17 protein-coding genes and 1 pseudogene are annotated in these 22,235 nt (G+C 63.1%); 10 read left to right on the top strand and 8 right to left on the bottom strand.

The window, feature by feature from the left end; translation table 11 throughout:
• Positions 1-114 precede the first annotated feature (114 nt).
• The 3 genes from ATY78_RS00260 to ATY78_RS00250 form a co-directional block, all read right to left on the bottom strand.
• The gene (locus ATY78_RS00260) at positions 115-2,328 is read right to left on the bottom strand and encodes an FAD-dependent oxidoreductase (protein ID WP_088680361.1); all 2,214 of its coding nucleotides are present in this window, start codon (positions 2,326-2,328) and stop codon (positions 115-117) included.
• 67 nt (positions 2,329-2,395) lie between these two features.
• Positions 2,396-3,604, bottom strand: coding sequence for an acetyl-CoA C-acetyltransferase (locus ATY78_RS00255; protein ID WP_088680360.1), 1,209 nt, complete (start codon positions 3,602-3,604; stop codon positions 2,396-2,398).
• Between the two features lie 101 nt (positions 3,605-3,705).
• Entirely contained in the window at positions 3,706-5,502 is a 1,797-nt protein-coding gene (locus ATY78_RS00250; protein WP_088680359.1) for an acyl-CoA dehydrogenase C-terminal domain-containing protein, read from the bottom strand.
• A gap of 438 nt (positions 5,503-5,940) precedes the next feature.
• Between ATY78_RS00250 and ATY78_RS00245 the strand changes: the two genes are divergently transcribed.
• The 6 genes from ATY78_RS00245 (at position 5,941) to ATY78_RS00220 (ending at position 14,069) form a co-directional block, all read left to right on the top strand.
• On the top strand, positions 5,941-6,630 hold the full coding sequence (locus ATY78_RS00245; protein ID WP_088680807.1) for a DNA-3-methyladenine glycosylase I: 690 nt from the start codon (positions 5,941-5,943) through the stop codon (positions 6,628-6,630).
• 98 nt (positions 6,631-6,728) lie between these two features.
• Positions 6,729-7,094, top strand: coding sequence for a VOC family protein (locus ATY78_RS00240; protein WP_088680358.1), 366 nt, complete (start codon positions 6,729-6,731; stop codon positions 7,092-7,094).
• Positions 7,095-7,425: 331 nt separating this feature from the next.
• Positions 7,426-11,202, top strand: a complete 3,777-nt coding sequence (locus tag ATY78_RS00235; protein ID WP_088680357.1) for a peptidoglycan-binding protein — start codon at positions 7,426-7,428, stop codon at positions 11,200-11,202.
• Between the two features lie 246 nt (positions 11,203-11,448).
• A complete protein-coding gene (locus tag ATY78_RS00230; protein WP_088680356.1) occupies positions 11,449-12,372 on the top strand; it encodes a sulfite exporter TauE/SafE family protein in 924 nt (307 codons plus the stop codon).
• Entirely contained in the window at positions 12,372-13,172 is an 801-nt protein-coding gene (locus ATY78_RS00225) for a TIGR02186 family protein (protein WP_088680355.1), read from the top strand. The genes ATY78_RS00230 and ATY78_RS00225 overlap by 1 nt, the downstream gene beginning before the upstream one ends.
• 315 nt (positions 13,173-13,487) lie before the next feature.
• Complete coding sequence (locus tag ATY78_RS00220) at positions 13,488-14,069, top strand: transglycosylase SLT domain-containing protein (protein ID WP_088680354.1); 582 nt, start codon at positions 13,488-13,490, stop codon at positions 14,067-14,069.
• Positions 14,070-14,111: 42 nt separating this feature from the next.
• Here ATY78_RS00220 and pdeM read toward each other — a convergent pair whose 3' ends face one another.
• The 3 genes and pseudogenes from pdeM to ATY78_RS00205 form a co-directional block, all read right to left on the bottom strand.
• Entirely contained in the window at positions 14,112-14,837 is a 726-nt protein-coding gene (gene pdeM / locus ATY78_RS00215) for a ligase-associated DNA damage response endonuclease PdeM (RefSeq protein WP_088680353.1), read from the bottom strand.
• Between the two features lie 23 nt (positions 14,838-14,860).
• Positions 14,861-17,371, bottom strand: coding sequence for a ligase-associated DNA damage response DEXH box helicase (locus ATY78_RS00210; RefSeq protein ID WP_088680352.1), 2,511 nt, complete (start codon positions 17,369-17,371; stop codon positions 14,861-14,863).
• A 48-nt stretch (positions 17,372-17,419) separates the two neighbouring features.
• Positions 17,420-18,051 (bottom strand): annotated as a pseudogene (locus tag ATY78_RS00205) (YitT family protein).
• 126 nt (positions 18,052-18,177) lie between these two features.
• Between ATY78_RS00205 and ATY78_RS00200 the strand changes: the two are divergent.
• On the top strand, positions 18,178-18,678 hold the full coding sequence (locus tag ATY78_RS00200; protein WP_088680351.1) for an Rrf2 family transcriptional regulator: 501 nt from the start codon (positions 18,178-18,180) through the stop codon (positions 18,676-18,678).
• Positions 18,679-18,699: 21 nt separating this feature from the next.
• On the top strand, positions 18,700-19,161 hold the full coding sequence (locus ATY78_RS00195) for a carboxymuconolactone decarboxylase family protein (RefSeq protein WP_088680350.1): 462 nt from the start codon (positions 18,700-18,702) through the stop codon (positions 19,159-19,161).
• 355 nt (positions 19,162-19,516) lie between these two features.
• Here the strand turns inward: ATY78_RS00195 and ATY78_RS00190 are convergent, their stop codons facing one another.
• Together ATY78_RS00190 and ATY78_RS00185 are read right to left on the bottom strand one after the other, a co-directional pair.
• Positions 19,517-20,152, bottom strand: coding sequence for a YitT family protein (locus ATY78_RS00190; protein ID WP_088680349.1), 636 nt, complete (start codon positions 20,150-20,152; stop codon positions 19,517-19,519).
• 213 nt (positions 20,153-20,365) lie between these two features.
• On the bottom strand, positions 20,366-21,298 hold the full coding sequence (locus ATY78_RS00185; RefSeq protein WP_088680806.1) for a methyltransferase: 933 nt from the start codon (positions 21,296-21,298) through the stop codon (positions 20,366-20,368).
• A 143-nt stretch (positions 21,299-21,441) separates the two neighbouring features.
• Here ATY78_RS00185 and ATY78_RS00180 point away from each other — a divergent pair, with 143 nt between their 5' ends.
• Both ATY78_RS00180 and ATY78_RS00175 read left to right on the top strand, forming a co-directional pair.
• Complete coding sequence (locus tag ATY78_RS00180) at positions 21,442-21,708, top strand: DUF6460 domain-containing protein (RefSeq protein WP_088680348.1); 267 nt, start codon at positions 21,442-21,444, stop codon at positions 21,706-21,708.
• A gap of 1 nt (position 21,709) precedes the next feature.
• On the top strand, positions 21,710-22,228 hold the full coding sequence (locus ATY78_RS00175; protein WP_088680347.1) for a CAP domain-containing protein: 519 nt from the start codon (positions 21,710-21,712) through the stop codon (positions 22,226-22,228).
• Positions 22,229-22,235 lie beyond the last annotated feature (7 nt).

The raw sequence follows: 22,235 nt of genomic DNA, 5'->3' as shown, positions 1-22,235 counted from the left end.
GACCCGTGGCTCGACCCGGGGCCGGCAGGACAGAGGGGGGTGCCATACGGCACGACGCTAGAGATAGCCCGTTTCTAAAACAGGCCACCTTCAGATCAAGACCGCAAAAGCAGCTTACGCCGCCTTCGCCTCCGTATAGGGATCGAACCGCCCATAGAACGTCTCGCCCTTGGCAGCCATATCCTTCAACAGCGGCGTCGGCCTGAAATGCTCTCCGTAAGCTTCCGCTAACTTTTCCGCCAGATCTACGAAAACCTTCACGCCCATCCCGTCGATATAGCTCAGCGCCCCGCCGGTGTAGGGCGCAAAGCCGAAGCCGAGGATCGAGCCGACGTCGGCTTCGCGCGGATCGGTGACGATGCCTTCCTCGACGGTGCGGGCGGCTTCCAGCGCGATGGTGACGAGGAAGCGCTGCTTGAGGACGCCGACGTCGACCTCATCGGCCTTCTTCTGCGGGTAGAGGGTCTTCAGGTCAGGCCAGAGGGATTTCTTCGCAGGCTTCGGCGGGTAATCGTAGAAGCCCTTGGAATTCTTGCGGCCGAAGCGGCCTTCCTTTTCGACCATGCGGGAGATGAGGTCCATGTGCCTGGGATCGACGGCCTTCTCGCCGAGATCGGCGACCGTCGCCTTGAGGATCTTGAGCGAGAGGTCGATCGCCACCTCGTCGTTCAAAGCCAAAGGCCCCACAGGCATGCCCGCCATCTTGGCGGCATTCTCGATCATGACGGGCGGCACGCCCTCGATCAGCATGTCGTAGCTTTCCGACATGTAGCGCAGCACGCAGCGGTTGACGAAGAAGCCGCGGGTGTCGTTGACGACGATCGGCGTCTTCTTGATCGTCGCGACATAATCGAGCGCGACGGCCAGCGCCCTGTCGCCGGTTTCCGCTCCGAGGATGACCTCGGTCAGCATCATCTTCTCGACGGGCGAGAAGAAGTGGATGCCGATGAAATCGGCGGGGCGCTTCGAATTCTTCGCGAGGCCCGTGATCGGCAGGGTCGAGGTGTTGGAGGCGAAGATCGCGCCTTCGGGCAGCACCGCTTCGACCGCCTCGATGACAGCCTTCTTCACCTCGCGATCCTCGAACACCGCCTCGATGACGAGATCGGCAGTGGCGAGATCGGCATATTCGGCCGAAGGCGTGATGCGGGAGAGAAGGGCGGCTGCCTCGTCCTGCGTCAGACGTCCCTTACCGACAGAATCCTTGACGAGACCTTCGCAGACGGCCTTGCCCTTGGCGGCAGCCTCCATATCGCGGTCGATCAGCGTCACCGCCAGACCGGCGGCGGCCGTGACATAGGCGATCGAGGCGCCCATGAAACCGGCGCCGACGACGCCGACATGCTTTAGTTCAGTCTTGGGAATGCCGGCTGGGCGGCGGGCGCCCTTGCCGAGCTCCTGCATGGAGATGAACAGCGAACGGATCATCGAGAAGGCTTCGCGGGTCTGCAGCACCTCGGTGAAATAACGCTGCTCGATCTTCAGGCCCGTATCGAACGGCACCTGCAGGCCTTCATAGACGCATTTCAGGATGGCGAGTGCGGCCGGATAATTGCCCGACGTCTCGCGGCGCAGGATCGCCGGCGCGGCCGGCCAGAGCTGCGCAGAGGCCGGCGTCCAGATGCCGCCGCCCGGCAGCTTGAAGCCCTTCTCGTCCCAGGGGGCAACCGGCTTCAGACCGTCCTTGATCATCTGCTTGGCGGCGGGGATCAGCTGATCCGGTTCGACCACCTGATGCACGAGATTCATCGCCTTGGCGCGCGAGCCGCTCAGCGACTGGCCCGTCGTCATCATCTGCAGCGCGTCCTGGGCGTTGGCGAGGCGCGACACGCGCTGGGTGCCGCCAGCGCCGGGGAAGATGCCGACCTTGACTTCCGGCAGCGCGATCTTGACGCTCTTGGCATTAGAGGCGACGCGGCCATGGCAGGCAAGCGACAGTTCGAAAGCGCCGCCCATGCAGGTGCCGTTGATCGCTGACACCCAGGGCTTGCCGGAGGTTTCCAGCTTGCGGAACAGGCCGGACATGCGGCCGACCAGACCGAAGAGCGTCTGCACTGCTGCTTCCGGGCTCTTGGCCTTCTCCTCCTGGTAGGCGCTGAACATCGACTTGATCATCGAAAGATCGGCGCCGCCGGAGAAGGAGGATTTGCCCGATGTGAAGACGACGCCCTTGACGGCGGCGTCAGCAGTGGTCGCATCGATGATGGCGTTGAGTTCTTCCATCACCTCGGCGGTAAAAACGTTCATCGATTTGCCGGGCATGTCCCAGGTGACGAGAGCGATGCCGTCGGCGTCGATTTCGAGCGTGAAGTTGATGTAGGTGCTCATTGGGAATTCCTCTCCCTGAATTCTCTGCGGTGAAGCCCCTTCCCACAAGGGGAGGGTTCAGATCCCGTCAAACGCGTTCGATAACCGTTGCCGTGCCCATGCCGGCGCCGATACAAAGCGTCACCAGCGCGGTGTTGAGGTCGCGGCGTTCAAGCTCGTCCAGCACGGTGCCGAGGATCATGGCGCCGGTGGCGCCGAGCGGGTGGCCCATGGCGATGGCGCCGCCGTTGACGTTGATCCTGTCGTGGCCGATGTCGAAGGCCTGCATGTAGCGCAGCACCACGGCTGCAAAGGCCTCGTTCAACTCGAAGAGGTCGATGTCCGACAGGCTCATGCCCGTCCGCTTCAACAGCTTCTCGGTGACGTCGACAGGCCCGGTCAGCATCAGGGCCGGATCGGAGCCGATATTGGCGAAAGCCTTGATGAGGGCACGCGGCTTGATCCCCATGCTTTCACCGCCGGCTTTCGAGCCGAGCAGGACGACGCCGGCGCCGTCGACGATGCCGGAAGAGTTGCCGGCATGGTGGACATAGTTGATCCGTTCGATCTCGGGATGGGCCTGGATGCCGACAGCCTCGAAGCCGCCCATCTCGCCGGGCATCTGGAAAGAAGGATTGAGCGAAGCGAGCGCCTGCATATCGGTGCCGGGGCGCATATGCTCGTCCTTATCCAGGATGGTCAGGCCGTTCTGATCCTTGACCGGGACGACCGACTTGTCGAACCAGCCCTGTTCCCAGGCATGGGCGGCCCGCCTCTGGCTCTCGACGGCATAAGCGTCGACATCGGTTCGGCTGAAACCGTATTTGGTGGCGATGAGATCGGCCGAGACGCCCTGCGGCATGAAAAAGGCCGGGAAATTCACCGAGGGGTCCATGAACCAGGCGCCGCCGGACATGCCGAGGCCGACGCGCGACATGCTTTCCACACCGCCCGCGATGACGATATCGTCGGCGCCTTGGGCGATCTTGCCGGCGCCGAAATTGACGGCATCGAGGCCGGAGGCGCAGAAGCGGGAGATCTGCATGCCGGGCGCCCTGGTGGAATAACCGGCTTCGAAGGCGGCGGCCTTCGGGATGACGGCGCCGGCATCCATGACCGGATCGACGCAGCCCATGATGATGTCGTCGACGGTTGTCGTGTCGAGCCCGTTGCGGTCGCGGATCGCTTCCAGCGCCTTGGCCGCGAGGCGGACGGAGGGCACCTCATGCAGGGCGCCGTCCTTCTTGCCGCGGCCGCGCGGCGTGCGGACGTGATCGTAAATGAAAACCTCGGTCATTGTCTCATCTCCCTGGCGGCAATCTATCTTGCCTCGAATCTTGGAAGGAGGAGAGAAGCCCCTCCCCAACCCTCCCCACAAGGGGAGGGAGTCCATTCAACTCAAAACGCTTCCGCGGCCAGCGCCATCATCGTGTCGGCGCCGGTTTCGATCCGGGCCTTGCGCAACGCCGTTTCCGGCATGATGCGCTCCATGAAGAAGCGGGCAGTGATCAGCTTGTTCTTCAGGTAATCCTCGCGGTCTCCCCCGCCCGATGCAAGGCCGTCCTCGGCGGCCTTCGCCATCTTCGCCCACATATAGCCGAGAACGACGAGGCCGAAGAGATGCATGTAGTCGGTCGAGCCGGCGCCGGCATTGTCGGGCTTGGCCATGGCGTTCTGCATGAACCACATGGTCGCGCCCTGGACGTCGTTCAAGCCCTTCTTCAGATGCTTGGTGAAGAAGGAGAGTTTCTCGTCGCTGCGATTCTCTTCGCAGAAGTCGCCGATCTCCTTGAAGAGGGCCATGGCGGCGCGGCCGCCGTTCTGGGCGAGCTTGCGGCCGACGAGATCGAGCGCCTGGATGCCGTTGGCGCCTTCGTAGATCATCGCGATGCGGGCATCGCGCACATACTGGCTCATGCCGTGCTCTTCGATATAGCCGTGGCCGCCGAAGACCTGCTGGGCCATGACGGCGTGATCGAAGCCCTTGTCGGTCATCACGCCCTTGAGGATCGGAGTGACGAGGCCGAGAATGTCGTCGGCGGTCTGGCGCTCCTTCTCGTCGGTGGCGCGGTGGGCGATATCGGACTTCAGCGCAGTCCAGAGCAGGAAGGCGCGGCCGGCCTCGTTGAAGGCGCGGATGGTCATCAGCGCCCGGCGGATATCGGGATGGACGATGATCGGATCGGCCTTCTTATCCGGCGCCTTGACGCCGGAGAGCGCGCGGCCCTGGATGCGGTCGCGGGCATAGCTCGCGGCATTCTGGTAGGCGATCTCGGAAATGCCGATGCCCTGCAGGCCGACCATGAGCCGGGCCTCGTTCATCATCACGAACATGGCGTTGAGGCCGCGGTTTTCGGCGCCGATGAGGAAACCTGTCGCTTCGTCGTAATTCATGACGCAGGTGGCGTTGCCGTGGATGCCCATCTTATGCTCGATCGCGCCGCAGGAGACGGCGTTGCGGTCGCCAAGAGCACCGTCTTTGCCGACGAGGAATTTCGGGACGATGAAGAGCGAGATGCCCTTGGTGCCGTCGGGTGCGCCTTCGATGCGGGCCAGCACCAGATGGACGATGTTGTCGGTCAGGTCGTGCTCACCGGCGGAGATGAAGATCTTCTGGCCGGATATTTTGTAGCTGCCGTCAGCCTGCGGCACCGCCTTGGTGCGCAGCATGCCGAGATCGGTGCCGCAGTGCGGCTCGGTCAGGTTCATGGTGCCGGACCAGGAGCCGTCGACCATCTTCGGCAGGTAAGTCTCCTTCTGCTCCTGCGTGCCGTGGACGAGGATCGCGGCGATCGCGCCCTGCGTCAGGCCCGGATACATCATCAGCGACATATTGGCGGCGGAGGTATATTCGCCAACGGCGGCATGCAGCGTGTAGGGAAGCCCCTGCCCGCCGAATTCCTCGGGCACCGCAAGGCCGATCCAGCCGCCTTCGCGATAGGACTTGTAAGCCTCCTTGAAGCCCTTCGGCGTCGAGACGCTCGCATCGTCATGGCGCGCGCAGCCTTCCTGATCGCCGGAATAGTTCACCGGAAAGAGAGCCTCTTCGGCAACCTTCGCCGCTTCCCCAAGGATCGCTTCGATCATATCGGGCGTCGCATCGGCAAAACCGGGAAGATTGTTGTAGCGTTCGAGGCCCAGCACGTCGTTCAGGACGAAGAGCGTATCGTTTACCGGGGCCTTGTAGACTGGCATCTTGCGAATTCCTCCATTCGACTGACCGGGTCGCGCCGGCCTTGGGCACTGTCTTACAAAATATTGACGTTTGCGTAAACGTCAAATTTTGCACCTTGGCCGCCTTTTCGTGAAAAAATTCCACGGCACGAATCCACGAGCATGAAACATCGGGAGAAGATGTCATCTCTTCAGTTTGTTGACCAAGCCTCCTCCGTCATGCTCGGCCTTGTGCCGAGCATCTAACCACTGCAATTCCTTGGCAGGAAAATGTTTATTTTCAGCTACTTAATCGACCTTCGCAGATCCTCGGCACAAGGCCGAGGATGACGTCGTGGGTTTTGCAACGGTTTGGCATCAGCCTGAGGGGACGCCATCTCCCCTTCCAATACAGACCTGCGTATAAGGGCGAGCGTCTTTCAACCCGCAATGGCTGCGATGCTTCAGGAGGCCGCCGGCATGATCAGTTTCGAGACGATAAGGCAGCGTGCGGAAGAACGAAAAGGCGGAGCAGCCGCGCTGCAGGCAATGCTCGATAAGCACCAGCCGGACCACGACCGGCTGCGCGCCATGGCCGACGACCGCATTCTCGCGGATATGACGCGGCGCATTTTCTACAGCGGCTTCGTCCAGAAGGTGATCGACAACAAGTGGCCCGGCTTCGAGGCGGCGTTTTCCGGTTTCGATCCGGCCATGCTGAACATCGAACCTGATGATTACTGGCATGACCTGACATCGGATGAGCGGATCATCCGCAACGGCGCGAAGATCATGTCGGTGCGGGCCAATGCCGCCTTCATCCGGGAGTTGGCGAAAGAATATGGCAGCGCCGGCGCCTTCTTCGCCGATTGGCCGAGGGAGGACCAGATCGGCCTTCTCGACCTGCTGAGCAAACGCGGCAGCCGGCTCGGCGGCATGACCGGACAATATTTCCTGCGCGGCATCGGCCGCGACAGCTTCGTCGCTACCGTCGACGTGCTTGCCTGTTTGAGATCGGCCGGCGTGCCGCTCTCCTCCTCCGGCACGGCGAAAAAGGACCAGCAGCTGATCCAGCAGGCCTTCAATGAATGGGCCGAGGAGACCGGCCTTTCCTTCATCCATCTCTCGCGCATCAGCGCCTATTCGATCGATGCGGCGCAACCGCACTGAAATTGCGGCCGGAGGTAGTACAGCGCTGATTAAACGGCTTTCGCAGTGAACTCGAAAAGGCTAGGCTCGCATCGTCGGAGCTGGCTGGGAGGAACCCGATGCCGCGACTGGATCACGTAACCATTGAGACGCGCGACGCGCCTGTCATGATCAGCTTTCTGGAGACCCTGCTCGGCGTCAAGGAAGGCTATCGGCCACCCTTCGCGTCACGCGGCCACTGGCTCTATCTGGACGAACGCCCCGTCATCCATCTCAGCCTGACATCGCGCAGCACCGATTTTCCGCCCGGCATCTTCAACCATGTCGCCTTCAGCCTTTACGAATTCGGGCCGGCGCTGGAACGCATCAAGGCCAGCGGCTATCGCTACGAATATTACGATATTCCCGATACCGATCTCGGCCAGGTCTTCGTCTATGGCCCAGAGGGCGTGAAGATCGAGCTGCAATATCCCCGGCCCGCCTGAGCGCGGCGCGGGGCCGCTCAATGTAGCGAATTCAACGGCAATTGCCGCCAAAAACGGCCTTTCGAACATAAGCGTTAAAAAATTCTCAGCGACATTAACGGCTTGTTTACCACGTTTCATGAAAGGTGCGGATTGAGCAGTAGTGATCCGCATTCCTTTTCCCTGTCTCGCGTTTCTAAGGATGCCGCTACATCGTTCAGCTTGAGAAAAGTCTAATTGACTATCTTCTGATGAATGGTGCGCTCCGGCCGGCGTGAAGACGCGGGCCAAAGACGGAAAAGCCACGGATCGAGCTCTGACGAGAGGTCGAGCAGTCGAAGCGAGCAAGAAGATGAACGGATCGCGATCAAATCCTTCCCGGCAGTCCGACAGGACCTCGCTTGATGCGCTGAACCGCACGATCGAGGGGCTGGAGGCGCGGATAGAAGGGCTGATGGGCAGCGGGCGCGACCAGCGGCCGCGCACGGCAACGGCCGAGCGTGATCCTTACGCCAGCTCACATGCCCCGCATCCCGCACGAGCGCCGCTCGAGCCGCGGCCGGATCCGCTCGCGGAAATCCGCCAGCGCCAGCGCGCTCTCGACGCCGGCCGCGAACGGCCCTATGGACGAGAACAAACACCCCAGATTCGCGAGCCCATGCCACGCGCCGCCGCCCCGCAGCCTGCCTTCCGGGCGGGCGATGACACGATGACGGAGATCGCCCAGGCGCTCGTCAACCTGCGCCAAGACCTGAAGCGCGATATTTCCGAGGGCGTCACCCGCGAGATGAACGCGCTGCGCGCCGAATTGCGCGAGATCAAAACGAGTGCCGGAGACGGCCGTTTCGCCGACGACATCCGCGCCGACATGAGCCGGCTTGCCCAGAGCATCACCCACTTGACCGGCCGTTCCGCCGGGCCGGAGGCAGCCGGCCTGCGCGAAGACTTCGAAGAACTGCGCTCGCTGATGGACGGGCTGGCGCGCGAGGATTCGCTGCGTCACATGGAAAATCGCTGGGACGGCTTCGAGAGCCGGCTCGCCGCGCTCGATACCGAAGGGCTGCAGGAAGAACTCGTTTCGCTCGCCTACCGGCTCGACGACATCAAGCGCCACATCGGCGGCATGGGCGAAAGTCCGGCGGTACGGGCGCTGGAAGACAAGCTCATCGCCATCGCCACGGCGATGGAGCAGTTCGGCAACATGATCCAGCCGCACGACCGGATCATGTCCGAGCAGTTCGCCGCCATGGACATGCGGCTCGACGAGATCAGCCGGGCGATCGCGGCAAGCGGGCGCACCGCAGCCGCCAACGACCCGGCGCTGATGCAGCGGCTGGAAAGCCGGCTTTCGGCGCTTGCCGACCAGATCGACGTGATGAGCCATGACGCGGCCAGCCGCACGGCGCCCGCCGACGAGCTGGCGATGCGGCTGGAAGCGCTGACGGCGCGCGTCGAGGAACTGACGAAGGCGGAAGCGACGTCGCGGCTCGACGAGCGGCTGGAACATCTCTCCTATCTCCTGGAACGGACGCAGAAGGCCGCCCCGCAGCCCGACCTCACCGGCACGCTTTCCGACATTTCCCGCAAGATCGACGCGCTCGAAAACGGCGCCGTCAACGACGTGCTGGCGCAGCGGCTCGATTATCTCGCCCGGCGCATCGACGAGATGGCCCATCAGCAGCCGGTTCCATCAGCCGCGATCGAGGACGGCGCCTTCCGGCGTCTGGAAGGGCGGCTGAGCGACATCGCCGCACGGCTGGAAGAGAGCACATCAGCGCCGGCGACCGATCCCAGGGCGCTGAAGAACCTCGAGGACCAGATCGCCAATCTTTCGGCACTGATGAGCGAGCCGCGCGAAAGCGCCCAGATACCCGCCGATCTCGACCGCCGTATGGGCGCGATCGAAGACTATATGGCGACGAGCGACGAATATATCATCGAGGCCGCCCGGCAGGCGGCGGAAGCCGTCGTCGACGCCTATTCGCGTAACGGCGGCGCCCAGGGCGCCGTGCCTGCCGCCGACATGTCGGCGCTGACGGCGCTGGCCGAAGATCTGCGCCATCTCGAAGATATCACCCGCGACAGCGAGGAGCGCACGCACAAGACCTTCAAGGCATTGCACGAGACGCTGGTGCATATCGCCGACCGCCTCGACGGTATGGAAGAGCGCGGGCGGCCAATCGCCCAGATGCCCGTCGCCGACGTCGATTTCGACGTCGATCCCTATGCGCTTGTCGTGGAAGAGGCCGAAACTTTCCTGGCTCCGGCCGCTGCCGCGACGGCGAAGGCCTCTCCCGTCATCCGCACGGCCGAGGTCGCGGCGGAGCCTGCCGCCCCGGCGCAGGCTGCGGCCATGAGCGGAGCAAGTGCGATCGCCATCGAAGCCGCGACCCGCTCGCCGGAGGCTGCGACGCCGGCGCCCGCGAAGGCCAGCCTGCTCGCCAGCCTCGGCAAACGGCTGCGGCCCGGCAAAAAGGCCGAGGTCAAGGCAAAGTCCAGCGAACGGGCAGTCATCGACCCGGCCCCGTCGATCGACCCCGCCGACGTGGTTCCGACTGATGCCGCCAACGAATTGCTCGAGCCGGGCTCCGGCGCGCCTGACGTCAAGAAGATCCTCGAACGGGTACGCGCCAGCCAGAGTGCCGCGCGCGGCAAACCTGCCGGCGAAAACGACCGCGCCGATTACATCGCCGCCGCCCGCCGCGCGGCACAGGCCGCCGCCATGGAGGTCGACGCCAATCCGAAGCAGGCAGCAGTCAAGGCAGAAAAGAAGGGCGCGATCGCCGACAAGGCCGGCAAGACTGACAAAACAGGCAAGACCAGCGCCTTTTCGCGCTACCGCCGGCCGATCCTGCTGGCAATCGGCGCCGTGCTGCTCGCCATCATGGCCTTTCCGCTTGCCCGCACGCTGACGAGCGGCGAGAGCGCGCCGCAGCCGCCGGCAGAGGTGTCCGCGCTGACGGGAGCGACCGAAAATCCGGCGCCGGCCTTGCCCGAAGCGACGCCCGCACAGATCGATGCCGGCGTTGCCGAAGCAAATGCCCCCACAGCGGAGGCGACGCCTCCCGCCGCCGAACAGGCGCAACCGGACGCAGCTGCGCCTGTTACCGGCGAGCATCTGACCGACGCGGCGCCGCTCGACGGCGAAGGTGCTGCGACCCTTGCCGCACCCGATGCGGCTGGCGCAACGCAGGAGACGTCGGGTTTCGTTCCCGCCGCCCCCACCACGGCAGCGCCCGCACCGCAGGCCGCGATCACCATTCCCGACACCGTGCAACCGAAATCGCTGGCCGATGCGGCGCAGGGCGGCGATGCGCTGGCGCTGTTCGAAATCGGCGCGCGTTATTCGGACGGCCGCAACGGCATGGCGGTCGATCAGAAGCAGGCGGCAAGCTGGTATCAGCTTTCGGCCGATAAAGGCTTCGCGCCGGCGCAATACCGGCTCGGCAGCATGTATGAGAAGGGCAACGGCGTCGAACGCGACGTCAACAAGGCGAAGGGCTTCTACGAGCAGGCGGCAAACCAGGGCAATGCCAGCGCCATGCACAATCTCGCCGTTCTCTACGCCTCCGGCGCGCTCGGCCAGCAGGATTATGCAACGGCCGCCTCGTGGTTCACCAAGGCTGCCAACCTCGGCATCACCGACAGCCAGTTCAACCTGGCGATCCTCTGTGCCCGCGGAAACGGGGTCCCGGCGGATCTCGAAGAGTCCTACAAGTGGTTCGCGATCGCCGCCAAGGCCGGCGACAAGGATGCGGCGCAGAAGCGCGACGAAGTGGCCAAGGCCATGAAGCCCGATCAACTCGAAAAGGCGCGCGCCAAGGCCGATCTCTGGAAGCCGGAGCCGCTCGACCATCGCGCCAACGGCATCGACGTTCCGGACGAATGGGCGGGCACGGGCACGAAGACGGCAAGCGTCGACATGAAAAAGGCGATCCGCAACATCCAGGCGATCCTCAACAACAACGGCTTCGACGCCGGAGTTCCGGATGGAGAAATGGGCGCCAAGACCGTTGCCGCGATCAAGAGCTTCCAGAAATCGATCGGCCAGGAGCCGGACGGCAAAGTGACCGACGCGACGGTGAAGGCGCTGCTCGAACACAACAAGCAGGGCACCAAGGCGATCTAAAAGAGCCTGGCGGCGTTACGCCGCGGGGCTTTTTCCAATTTTACAGCCGCCTGTCACAAAACCTGAAAAAAGCCGGATTATGCGGGACATATCGACCCGCGCATCCGCCGAATCCCTGCCTGCGATCTCACCGCCGATCAGGGGCCGATCGAAAGCCTCTGGCAACGATTTCACAATATGATGCGCATTCGAACGGGGACGTGACAGAAGCCGCCCGGCAGGAGCGGCCATCATTCGGGGTCGGTTGTGACAATCTATCTGCCCATCGCAGAATTGTCGGTGAACATCTTCATCATTCTCGGCATGGGGGCGGCCGTCGGATTCCTGTCAGGAATGTTCGGCGTCGGCGGCGGCTTTCTCATCACGCCACTGCTGATCTTCTACAACATTCCTCCCGTCGTCGCGGTCGCCACAGGCGCCAACCAGGTCGTGGCCTCGTCGATATCGGGTGCGATCACGCACTTCCGGCGCGGCACGCTCGATGTCAAGCTCGGCACGGTACTCCTGGTCGGCGGTCTCTCGGGCGCCACGGTCGGCATCTGGATCTTTTCGCTTTTGCGCCGGGTGGGTCAGCTCGATCTCATCATCTCGCTGATGTACGTCATCTTCCTCGGCACCGTCGGCGGGCTGATGCTGCTCGAAAGCATCAATGCCATGCGCCGCGCCGCGCGCAACGAACCGCCCGTGCCGCGCAAGCCCGGCCACCAGCATTGGGTGCACAAGCTGCCGCTCAAGGTGCGCTTCAAGAAATCGAAGATCTATCTCAGCGTCATCCCGATCGTCGGGCTCGGCTTTGCGATCGGCATCCTCACCTCGATCATGGGTGTCGGCGGCGGCTTCATCATGGTGCCGGCGATGATCTACCTGTTGCGCATCCCGACCAATGTCGTCGTCGGCACCTCGCTCTACCAGATCATCTTCGTGACCGCCTATACGACGATCGTGCAGGCGGCGACGAACTTCTCCGTCGATATCGTGCTCGCCTTCATCCTGATGGTGGCGGGCGTCATCGGGGCGCAATACGGCGTGCGCGTCGGCCAGAAACTGCGTGGCGAGCAGTTGCGCGCCCTCCTCGGCCTGCTGGTGCTCGCCGTCGGCCTGCGCCTTGCGGTCGCTCTGGTAGTGACGCCGGCCGACGTATACTCGGTGGTGATGGGGGCAGGCAACTGATGCGCCTGCTTACTGTCCTCATTGCTTTTCTTTGCCTGCTGCCGGCGATTGCCGAAGCGCAGTGGCTGCCGGGCCAGGGCACGGAAGCGGTGCGCGAGGGGCTGGAAATCGGCACCTCGACCAGCGAAATTGCCATCACCTCGGATTTCCACGGCGCGGACCTGACGATCTTCGGCGCGCTTTCGAACACCGACCAGCTGCTGCTCGCCATCGGCCAATATGACGTGGTCGTCGTGCTGGAAGGGCCGCGCGAGGATGCGACGGTGCGCAAGAAGGAACGCGTCTTCGGCATCTGGGTGAATAGGCGCTCGATGACCTTCGAAGCCGTGCCGCACTCCTATTCGATGTCGAGTTCACGCGGGATCGACGACCTGACGACCCCGCTCGAACTCACCGATCAGGGGATCGGCATCGATCACATTCCGCTGACCCCGGTCGGCTTCGTCGGCGACGGCAGCAATCTCGGCGAATTCCGCCAGGCTTTCCTGCGGCTGCAGCAGGCAGGCGCACTCTACGACCGCAACCCGAGCGGCGTCCGGTTCGTTTCCTCCAACCTCTTCAAGGCGAGCCTGCGCCTGCCGGCGAACATCCCGAACGGTGTGCATAAGGTGCGCGCCTATCTCTTCAAGAGCGGCGACTTCGTCACCGAAAAGTCTCTGCCGCTGCGCGTCATCAAGACCGGCATCGAGCAGACGATCACCGATGCGGCGCATGACCAGCCGATCCTTTACGGCTTTGCGGCCGTACTGCTCGCGGTCATCACCGGCTGGAGCGCCAGCCTGATCTTCCGCAAGGACTGATCCACCGCAAGGGCGGCACGATCGCCCGCGCCTGTCAGGGCGTAGCGGGCCGCAGGTCATGCTGCCTGACTCCTGGACAAAGCCCCTCCCCACAAGGGGGAGGGACTAACCGGAGCTACCGTCTCTCTTCCCATTGCCGCGAATGGAAACGGGTGAGCGGGGCGATGGAGCGAACGGCTTGGTTAAGCCCCCCTTGTAGGGAGGGGTTGGGGCGGGGTCTTCACCCGTGACACCTTCAGAAAAGTTCGCATTCGACTAAAAACCGGTTTTTAACATTTACGAGTTAGTAATCTCTCGGAAACGAGAGGTTTTGTAATGCGTACTCGTATCGTTTTGACGGCCGTGGGCCTCGCGCTGCTTGCCGGTTGCGCGACCGCGCCGAAGCAAACGAGAAACATTTGCGCCGTCTTCGACCAGCGCGATGGGCTCTTCTCCAGCTGGCAGAGTGCGGCCGAGCGGACGGAGAAGAAATACGGCGTACCCGTGCCGATCCTGATGGCGACGATGTACACCGAATCCGGCTTCCAGCCCTATGCGCGGCCGCCGCGCACCAGGCTGTTCGGCTTCATTCCCTGGACCCGGCCGTCGACGGCCTATGGTTATTCGCAAGCGCTCGACGGAACATGGGATCACTACCAGTCGCAGACGGGGAACTGGACGGCGCGGCGCACGAACTTCGCCGACGCCATCGATTTCATCGGCTGGTATCACTATCAGAACAGCGCCGAGACCGGCATTCCGCTGAATGACGCCTATAATCTCTATCTCGCCTATTATTCCGGGCCGACGGGATATAAGCGCGGCGACTGGCGCTCGAACGGGCAGTTGCAGCAGACAGCGCAGAAATTTGCGCGGATGGCGGGGACGTATCAGCAGCAATTGCAGGGGTGCAATTGAATTTAAGGGCGTGCCGTGTGGCACCCCCATCGAGGACAAACGCTACCCCCGCAAATTCCCGTACCTGACCGAATAGATCCGATCCCGCCCCAGGAGATGCGCCACCAGCGACGTTTTGTCGAACAGACCCTTCATCGCCTGGTGGCCAAGATCGAGGCCGCCGCTCATGACGCCGAAGGCGGGCATGAGGAGGCGAGCGCCGTCGGTGGCGAAACACGGGCGGCGGACGGATCTCTCGCGCCGGCGCACGGTGGCCGAGGGGTGGAGATGGCCGGCGATTTCGCCGCTCTGCAAGCCGTTCCTTGGCTCGTGGCGGAAGGTCAGGCCGGCGTAGTGCATCTCGTCGGCGGAAACGCCGGGCAGATCGACGACGCCATCCGGATCGTGGTTGCCGTTGACCCATATCCATTCGCGGCCGCGCGCCATGCCGACGATCAGCGCACGAAAATTTTCCGGCAGATGCGCGGAGCCGACACGATCATGGAAATTGTCGCCGAGCGAGACGACGAGCTTCGGGTCATAGCGGGAAATGACCGCGGCAAGGACGGTCAGCGTCGCCAGCGTATCATAGGGCGGCAGCATCATGCCGCGGCGCGCGAAAGCTGCGCCTTTTTCCAGATGCAGGTCGGAGACGACGAGCAGGCCGGCATCCGGCAGGTAGAGGGCGCCCAGTGGATCGCAGACGGCGGCTATGCCATGAACGGCGGTCTCGACGCCCGGCACCGCAGCCAATCCCGATATGTCGCGCGCGAGCGCCAGGCGGTTCATCACTGTCGTCGTTTCCAAATTCGTCAGGCCAAGGCTTCGGCGATCAGATCGTCCGCCGCCTCGGCGAGCAGCGCATCATGAGCCTCACCCGGCACCGGCTCCCGCCCGATCTCCAGCATCACCGGCACGGCGAGCGGGGAGATATGGTCGAGGGCGCGGTGGGTGATGTGCCCCCTGGTTCGCTTCAGCATATCGCCAAGACGGCCGATATCCAAAAGTCCCGTCGCCGCATCCTGCCGCGTCGCCTGCAGCAGGATGTGATCCGGCTCGTGACTGCGCAGCACGTCGTAGATCAGATCGGCGGAGACGGTGATCTGGCGGCCGCTCTTTTCTTTGCCCGGATGGCGGCGCTCGATCAAGCCTGCAATCACGGCGCAATTGCGGAAGGTGCGCTTCAGCAGGAAGGATTCGTCGAGCCAGGCCTCGAGATCGTCGCCGAGCATATCCTCGTCGAAGAGGTCGGAGAGGCTGAGACGGCCGTTGCCGATCATCAGCCCCATATCCTCGAGGCCCCAGACGGCAAGGGAATAATCGGTGGCGACGAAACCGAGCGGCTTGGCGCCCGCCCGCTCCAGCCGGCGGGTGAGCAGCATTCCGAGCGTCTGGTGGGCGAGACGGCCCTCGAAGGGATAGGCGACCATATAGCCGCGACTGCCGCGCGGGAAGGTTTCGACAAGGAATTCGTCGCGCTTCGGCAACACCGACTTGTCCTTCTGCAGCGACAGCCAGTCGCGCACCTGATCGGGCAGATGGCGCCAGCGATCGGGATCGGCGATCATCGCCCGCACCTGCTCGGCGAGGTAGGTCGACAGCGGAAACTTGCCGCCGGCATAGGACGGGATCTTCGGATCGAGCGAAAAGGCCTGCGACGCCAGGCATTCGTTTTCGCGGATGCCCTCGAAACGCAGCACCTTGCCGGAGAAGATGAAAGTATCGCCCGGCGACAATTGCTCGAGGAAATATTCCTCGACCTTCCCCAGCGTGGCACCGCCGCGGCCGATCCGGCCGCCCTCGCCGCGTTTCACCATGCGGATATTCAGCATCGGGCTTTCGACGATGGTGCCGAGATTGAGGCGATATTGCTGAGCGACCGCAGGATTGGACACGCGCCAGCGGCCCTCCTTGGTCTTGCGGATGCGGGCGTATCGCTCGTAGGTCCTCAGCGCATAGCCGCCGGTCGCGACGAAATCGACGATGCGCTCGAAGGTTTCCCAGCTGAGATCGGCATAGGGTGAGGCGCTGGTGACTTCGCCGTAGAGTTCCAGCATGTCGAAGGGCTCGGCGCAGGCCATGCCGAGCACGTGCTGGGCGAGCACGTCGAGCGCGCCGCGGCCGACAGGCGGCGTGTCCTGCGCGCCGATATAATTGGCGTCGAGGGCCGCCTGGCACTCCATGACCTCGAAACGGTTGGCCGGCACGAGGATCGCCTTCGAGGGCTCGTCCATGCGGTGGTTGGCGCGGCCGATGCGCTGGGCCAGACGCGAGGCGCCCTTCGGCGCGCCGACATGGATGACCAGATCGACATCGCCCCAGTCGATGCCGAGATCGAGCGTCGATGTGGCGACGACGGCGCGCAGCCGGTTTTCGGCCATCGCCGCCTCGACCTTGCGGCGCTGGGCGACATCGAGCGAGCCGTGGTGGAGCGCGATCGGCAGGTTGTCGTCATTGACCGTCCACAGCGCCTGGAAGAGCATTTCGGCCTGGCTGCGGGTATTGACGAAGAGCAGCGTCGTCTTGTGTTCGAGGAGCTGTCGATAGACATCTGGAATGGCATATTTCGCGGAATGGCCGGACCAGGGAATGCGCTCCTCGGTCGACAGGATTGCGATGTCAGGCTTAGCGCCGCCTTCGACGACGACGAGACCGGCATGATGCTCGCCCCCCTCCTCTTGGCCGACCAGCCATTTCTGCAGGTCCATCGGCTCGGCGACGGTCGCCGACAGGCCGATCGTCTTCAGGTCGGGAGCAAGGCGACGCAGGCGGGCAAGGCCGAGCGACAGCATGTGGCCGCGCTTGGAGGTGACGAGCGAATGCAGCTCGTCGAGGACCACATATTTCAGGTCCTTGAAGAAGCGCTCGGCCTCCCGGTTCGCCAGGAGCAGGGCGACCTGTTCCGGCGTCGTCAGCAGAATATCCGGCGGATTGAGCTTCTGACGCTGGCGCTTGGCGTTCGGCGTATCGCCGGTGCGGTTTTCGACCGTGACCGGCAGGTCCATCTCTTCGACCGGCTTCATCAGGTTGCGCTCGATATCGATCGCCAGCGCCTTCAGCGGCGAGACGTAGAGCGTATGGATGCCGGTGAAGGCGGAGCCGGGCGGAATTTTGCCGCGGCGGGTGAGATCGGTGAGCGAGGGCAGGAAGCCGGCGAGTGTTTTGCCGGCGCCGGTCGGCGCGATCAGCAGCGTGCTTTCACCGGCTTCGGCGCGGGAAAGCAACTCCAGCTGATGGGCGCGCGGGCGCCAGCCCTTTTCCGCAAACCAGCGGGCAAAGGCGGCAGGAAGCAGGGCGCGGGCTTCGGAATCGATCTGGTCCACGCCCTGAAAGTAGTGAAATAGGAAGGAAAAAGAAGAGCCGCCTGCCGCTCACATCGCGATATAGCGGTCCTTGCGGTGATTGATGGCGAGCGTCAGGTTGAGCACGACCGCGCCGAGCACGAACAGGCGATGATGAAGGGGCTGGCGACGAAAAAGGAGAGCGCCAGCACGATGAAGTCGAAGCCGAGCTGGACGAAGCCGGCGCGCCAGCCGAAACGATCCTGAATATAGAGCGCAAGGATGCCTATGCCGCCGAGGCTGGCGCGATGGCGAAACAGCGCCAGCATGCCGGCGGCGATGACGAGGCCGCCGAAGAGCGCACCGGCAACGGGATGGACATGCGTCATGCCGATGAAGCCAGGCGCGAATTCCGACAGGACCGAAGTCAGCCCGATGGCGAGGAAGGTCTTGATGGTGAAGGCGGCACCCAGTCGGCGGAAAGCGAGATAATAGAAGGGCAGGTTCACGGCAAAGAAGCAGAGGCCGAAACTGATCCCCGTGGCGTAATGCGCGAGGAAGGCGAGGCCCGCGGTGCCGCCGGCCAGCAGCCCGGCGCCGGAAAGAAGCGAGACGCCGAGCACGGCAAGCATGCTGCCGGCGATGATGCCCTGCGCGTCGTCGAACAGAGAATGGCGATCGGCGCTGGAATTCAGAAGGCCTGCGAAGGCGTTGGATGCCATGATGTTCCCCTGTCGGCTTTTGTCGTTTCTATCCAGCGCAGGGATAAAGGCAAGCCGCGAAGGCGCCTCTTGACAATCGCCATAATCGTGGATATTTTTTATCCACGAATTGAGGAGGCCGCGCGTATGAAAATGAGCGATGGGGTCGAACAGGCCATTCACAGCGTCGCCATGCTGTCCGGCCTGTCCGAAGGCAGCGTGCTTTCGGCGGCTGCGCTCGCCGAATTCCATGGTGTGTCGACGAGCTACCTGCTGAAGCATCTGCAGGCGCTGTCGGGCGCCGGCATCCTCGATACCGTGCCGGGGCCGAAGGGCGGCTATCGGCTGGCGAAGGCGCCGGCGGAGATTTCGCTGCTCGACATCCTGCTTGCCGTGGAGGGGCCGGCGCCGGCCTTTCGCTGCGCCGAAATCCGCCAGCGCGGACCGAACCCGGTCTCCGACCGCTTCTTCGCCAAGCCCTGCAACATCAGCGCGGCGATGCTCCGGGCCGAACGGGTCTATCGCGCCGAGCTCGCCAAGACCAGCATTGCCGATATCGGCATCGAACTGAATGCCCTCGACGACGGATCGATCGCAGCCCGAGGCTGCGCTTTCCTTGAAATTCATGAACGCAAGACGGCTCGTTGAGCCCCAACACGGAGAATGACCATGCAACCACGTTTCAATTTCGCCAAAGCCGCTCCCGATGCCTACAAGGCGGTCGCCGCACTCGAACAATATGTCCAGTCTTCCGGGCTGGAGCGCCGCTTCATCCACCTGATCAAGCTGCGCGCCTCGCAGATCAACGGCTGCGCCTATTGCGTCGACATGCATGTGAAGGAAGCCCGCCATGACGGGCTCAGCGAACAATGGATCAACCTGATGTGCGTCTGGCGGGAATCGCCGATTTACGACGCCCGCGAACGCGCCCTGCTCGGTTGGGTCGACGCCGTCACGAATCTCGCAAAGACAGGCGCGCCGGATGCCGACTACGAAGCGCTGAAGGCGCATTTTTCCGAAGAGGAGATGACGAAGATTACTGTGGCGATCGGTGCGATCAATATCTGGAACCGGCTCGCCGTCGGCTTCCGCTCGCAGCATCCGATCGATGCCGCGACAAAGGCAGCGTAATCAATAGTTTAGCAACCGACCCGAAGAACTCGGGTCGGTCGAATATCTAATCACTCACGAGCCCTGGCGGCCCGTGCGGCACCGGCGTCAACCCGATGGTCCGAAAGGTCGGTGCTGTTGAATATGTCGCGGACGACCTTAGTAATTTCCTCTGCGGAAGCGCCCTTGGCGTATTCTTCCTGCATGCGGCGTCTCACAAGCTTTTCCAAATCTGACATAGTTCACCTCATCAAATCCGGCGCGAGGAGGAGTGTCGCGCCGGGGTCGATCAGAGGCAAGTTACGATTTGTTTAGAATGGGTTACGGATTTTTAAGGTTTGAGTCTGGCCGTGGCGTGCCAAGAAAAGCCGTCACCTTACAGCGCGATATAGCGGTCGGCGCGGTGGTTGATGGCGACGAAGAGGTTGAGGACGATGGCGCCGAGGACCGAATAGAAGACGACGGGCGGCGTGGTGACGAAGAAGGCGGCGGCGAGCACGCACATGTCGATGGCGAGCTGGACGAGGCCGGCGCGGATGCCGAAACGCTCCTGCAGGTAGATGCCGAGAATGCCGACGCCGCCGAGGCTGGCGCGGTGGCGATAGAGCGCCAGCAGGCCGAAGCCGAGCAGCAGGCCGCCGAGAAGCGCCGCCCAGGCCGGGTGGATGCTCGAAATCGAAAAGAAGCGCGACTGCACGTCTGATAGCACCGAGGTCAGGCCGATGGCGATGAAGGTTTTGAGCGTGAAGGCCATGCCGAGGCGCTTCCACGAGAGATAGAAGAACGGCAGGTTGAGGAGGAAGAAGGCAAGCCCGAAATTGACGCCGAAGGCATAATGTAGGAGGAAGGCCACGCCGGCGGTGCTGCCCGTCAGAAGGCCGGCGCTGGCAAGCACATAAAGGCCGAGCGCTGCGACGAGGCTGCCGGAGAAGATGCCCTGTACGTCCTCGATCGGCGTATGGCGCGTCGCACTGGTATTCCAGACGCCGAGGGCATTGATGCGCTGTGTCATGTCGCCGGTCTCCAACAGCAAACGAGTTCGGGAGCGCGCCGGAGGCGAGGCCCCGGCACGATGGAATTTCTCAATATGAAATGAGCTGGCACCCTCGACGTTTTATCGCCGCGCGCGCTGCGGATATCCATGCAATATCAGCATTTTGGCATCTCGATCAAGCGATATAGGTAAGCAATGCTGATCTATTAAAAAATCGCAAGAAACATTCGTTCACGCCGGTTTGCGCGCAAGGAACAGAATGCCGGAAACCGAGTTTCCGCCATCTTTGCGAATGACCGTCTTGACGACCTTGAGGATTTCGAGGCCGTGACGGGCGAGCAGCAGCCTGACATAGGCCTCCGAATGGGCATAACGCAGCGACGGGGCGAGATGGAAGCTCCCGCCCTCCCCTCCATCCTCGACGGAAAAGGCAATGTCGGCACCTGATGTCGCTAGCTCTCCTATGATGGCAAAAACGCTTTCGAGATTGCCGAGATACATCAGCACGTCGGCTGCCGTCACGAGATCGGCGCGATCGCGCGCCGCATCCGCAAAGAGGCCGGAAAGATCGGGCTCGAGCGAGAGATCGGCCTGGGCGAGGTGATCGTAGACCTGTTTCTCCTGTGCCTTCCCCAGCATGTTCTGCGAGAGGTCGAAGCCTTCGAGACGGCCGATACGGCCACGGATTTCCGGGCCGAGCAGGCCGGTGCCGCAGCCGAGATCGACGGCGCATTCGTAACGCCTGCCGGTGGAGGCGACGAGGGCGGCAAGTTTCTGCGGGACGCTGTAATCGAGTTTGTCGACGAGGGCGGTTTCGAAACGGTCGGCGTAATCGTCGAAAAGGCGCTTGACATAGCGGCTCGGCGGCCGGTCGGGGATCGTAGTGTCGCCGAGAAGGGCGAGCTTGAGGGTGGCGCCGAATATGTCCTCGGGATCGAGGGCGATCGTCCGGCGATAGGCCTCGATCGCAGCTTCCCCACTGCCCGCCTTTTCCAGATAGGTGGCAAGGCGATACCAGCCGGCGGCCCAGGCGGGCACGAGTTCGAGCGCCTGTTCCATCAACTCGGCCGCCGCCGCCGGCTCGCCGCCCTCTTCGAGCATTCTGGCATAATCGGCGCGGCGGTCGGCGATGACGTCGCCTGAGGAAAGCTGATGAGATTGCATCATGCACCCGTTCTTTTGCCCGCATTTGGCGGCGGCCACAAAAAAACTCAAGTCCTATTTCAGAGGCGGAACGGCCAATCCAGGAAAGGGCTTGCGGGCGGCGCTCCGCAACCTTATTCCCATGGGCAAACAGGAGATGGCGCATGTCCGATCAGGTGAACAGATTCCTCGGCGATTCGCTCGGCCGCACATTGATAAAACTCGTCGTGGTGTCGCTGATCGTCGGTTTCGTCATGACCGTATTCGGCCTGACGCCGTGGAATATCATCTATGGGTTCCGCGACTTCATCCTGGAGATCTGGCACCGGGGCTTTTCGGCACTTGGGCGCGTCGGCGACTATCTCCTCCTCGGGGCGACGATCGTCATCCCGCTCTTCGTCATCCTTCGCCTTTTCAGCTATCGCCGGTAACATGACATCCATCGATCTTTCCAGGCGCGGCCTGCTGCGTCTTTCCGGACTTGCGCTCGCCGCCGGCATCGCCGGCTGCACCACGACCCCGCGAATTGCCGGTACGCCCTCGAACGGCGAGGACGAGACGGTGAGCGTATTGCCGCTCGTCAACCAGCTTCGGGCGAAGAACGGCCTGCCGCCGCTCGAGGTCGATCCGGCGGCCCAGACTGCCGCCCTCTTCCAGGCAAAACGTATGGCGAGCGCCGGCAAGATGGCGCATCTGATCGGCATGACCGATAGTTTCGGCGCACGCGTCAAGGCGAGCGGCGTGCGGCTGCCGGCAGCGGAAAACATTGCGTCGGGCCAGCAGAGCGTCGATGCCGTGGTGATGGCCTGGATCAATTCGCCGCATCACCTGGAAAACATGCTCGGGCGTTATGACGGCCTCGGCGTCGCCGTCGCGCATAATGCATCTTCCAGGAACCTGCCCTATTGGGCCATGGTGCTTTCCAGCCGAGGCGATTCCGCCTCAATATGAGGCAGGT

Source organism: Rhizobium sp. R635 (genome assembly GCF_002211285.1).
GTDB lineage: Bacteria > Pseudomonadota > Alphaproteobacteria > Rhizobiales > Rhizobiaceae > Rhizobium.
This window is presented reverse-complemented; position numbering and strand designations above follow the sequence as displayed.